Origin of the sequence: Streptomyces sp. PA03-1a (assembly GCF_033792805.1) — a bacterium.
Lineage (GTDB): Bacteria > Actinomycetota > Actinomycetes > Streptomycetales > Streptomycetaceae > Actinacidiphila.
In genome coordinates this window covers 1-2327 of record NZ_JARAVO010000451.1, presented here as the reverse complement: position 1 = coordinate 2327, position 2327 = coordinate 1, and the positions used below count along the sequence as shown (strand labels likewise).

At 74.7% G+C, this 2327-nt stretch carries 3 protein-coding genes; 1 reads left to right on the top strand and 2 read right to left on the bottom strand.

The genetic code is table 11. From position 1 onward, the window contains the following. The coding region (locus PV341_RS44775) for a hypothetical protein (protein WP_500360993.1) at window positions 1-489 on the bottom strand (489 nt) is incomplete at its 3' end. 217 nt (window positions 490-706) lie between these two features. On the opposite strand from PV341_RS44775, the gene PV341_RS44770 reads away from it, so the two are divergent. Continuing rightward, window positions 707-1390, top strand: a complete 684-nt coding sequence (locus PV341_RS44770) for a helix-turn-helix domain-containing protein (RefSeq protein WP_500328915.1) — start codon at window positions 707-709, stop codon at window positions 1388-1390. Between the two features lie 45 nt (window positions 1391-1435). Here PV341_RS44770 and PV341_RS44765 read toward each other — a convergent pair whose 3' ends face one another. Continuing rightward, a complete protein-coding gene (locus PV341_RS44765; protein WP_500360991.1) occupies window positions 1436-2296 on the bottom strand; it encodes a universal stress protein in 861 nt (286 codons plus the stop codon). Window positions 2297-2327 lie beyond the last annotated feature (31 nt).

The window sequence follows — 2327 nt, the reverse complement described above, 5'->3', positions numbered from 1 at the left end:
CCCGTCCACGCTCGTCGCCCCGCCACCCGGGACGCCGTCGGCGGGGGAGGGCACGGCCACCACGGGCGCCCCGCGGGCCACCACGCGTGCCGCCGCGAGGATGTCCACCCGGTCACCGGGCCGCACCAGCCCGGCCGCCGCAACGTCCGCGATGCGTACCGGCGCCCGCACCATGTCCCGCGCCGCCGCGGCGGGCGCCGGAGGGGGGACCTCCCGCCCGGCCCGGCCGTGCTGCGGATCCGTGCGGGGCGCCGCGGCGGCCAGCGCGGCCGCGGTCATCGCCAGGCCCGCGGCCATCATCCGCCGCCGGCGGCGCAGCGCGCGCCGCAACCGGTGCCGCCCGCCACCCGCCCTGATCGGTGCGAACACCGGAACCGCGCACGTGGCGGGCGCGCCCGCCCCCGCCCCCGCCGGCGGCTCCGGCACCTCGCCGCCGTCCGTCCACAGCGCGCAGCCACCGCTGTCCACCATCTCGACCACCCCCGTCATAGGGCCCTCGTCCACCGGCGCATCCGGCCTGGCAGGACCACCATGACGCATCGCGGCGCGGCCCCTCGGCGGCCTGTGGAGTACCGACCGGTTGTGGATAACTCGGTCACCCGTTCGAGGGGATGGGCCGGGCGGGTCTGGCGGGGCGGCGCCCGCGGTGGTGTGCTTGCTGGTAACGAACCGAAGCGTCCGAGCCCGAGAGCGGGAGGTGGTCGACGTGCCCAGGCAGTCATTGCGCGACGGCCCGTCCGAGAGGTCGAGAGCCCATCCGGGGGACGTCAGCCGTCGCGTCGCGCAGCGGCGGGAACAACTGGGGCTCAGCCGCGAGGAAGTGGCCGCCAAGGCCGGTATGACGCCGAGCTACGTGCGGTACGTGGAGGAGCAGTGCCATCACACCATCGGGACCAACGCCCTGCTCCGGCTCGCGGGGGCGCTGCGGACCACCGCCAGCCACCTCTTGGGGGGCGACGCCGAGCACGTCCCCGGGGAGACGGAGGCCGCGGGCCCGCCGGTGATGGAGGAACTGCTGTCGCAGGAGTGCTGGACCCGGCTGTCCGGCCATGACGTCGGCAGGATCGCGCTCACCACCGGCGGCGGCCACCCCGCGGTCGTCCCGGTGAACTACGCGGTCGTCGACGGGGCGATCGTCTACCGCACGGCCGCGGGCGCACCCCCGTCCCTCGCCCAGGGCAGCGAGGTCGCCTTCGAGGTCGATCAGCTCGACGCCTGCCTCAGCGCGGGATGGAGCGTGCTCGTCCTCGGGGTCGCCGAGCACGTCGTCGATCCTGAGGATGCTCGCGTCCTGGAGGCCCACCCCGGCCCGTGGTCCGGGGGTGAGGACGATCTGTGGATACGCATCGTCCCCACCCACATCACGGGCAGCCTCATACGCACCGTGTAGCGCGCGGAGAGACCTTCGCGGCCCGCCTGCCCAGGGGATCCGGGGTCAAGGGTGGTGGAAGACGGCCACGGGACAGTGTGCGTGGTGCAGCACGGCGTGGGTCACATGGGCCAGCCGGCCGCTGGAGCGCTGATGCCGTCGGGCACCAGCGACGAGCAGATCGGCATGGGCCGAGGCATCCACCAGGGCACCGCTCGCGGAGGAGGCCTTGGCCAGGTCCACGGTCACGGTGAGGTCCGGATACTCCTCGCGGATCGTGTCGGCGACATGCTGCTCCGCCGCTGCCTCCCGGTCACCGACCGACGTGGCGTCGTCCAGCCCCGGCACCATCTCGCCCACGGCCCCGAGCAGGCTCCATGCGGTCAGCAGGCGCAGGGTGGCCTTCCGTAGCCGGGCCTCGTCGGCGGCGAAGCGCACGGTGGCCAGATCGGTCTCGTCCCGGATCCCGACCAGGACGACACCGGTGGACGGCTGCTCGCTGCCCCGCACGACGACCACGGGCCCGCGAGCCTGGGTCGCCACCCGCAGCCCGACCGAGCCCAGCAGCAGTGCGTGGAAGCCACCGCGTCCACGGCAGCCGACGACGGTCAGACCCTCCGCCAGGGATTGGGCCAGCAGGCTTTCGGCGGGCTTGCCCTTGCCGAGTGAGGTGGAGACCGCCAGGTCGGGATAGCGGCCGGTGGCCGAAGCCGCCGCTTCGTCCAGCAGGGCGCGGCCGCCGTCGAGGACCAGCTGTGCGGTCTCGGGGGACAGGTTCCTGCCGGAACGGGTCTCGATGCCGGCCGCGTGCAGGATGTGCAGCGGGCGATCGCGCAGCACGGCCTCACCGGCGGCCCACATCACCGCAGCGGTGGCGCGGGGCGAGCCGTCCGTGCCGACCACGACCGGTCCGTGGGTGGTGTCCATGGCGGTGCCTCCTTCTCGCTGTCGCCCGGCT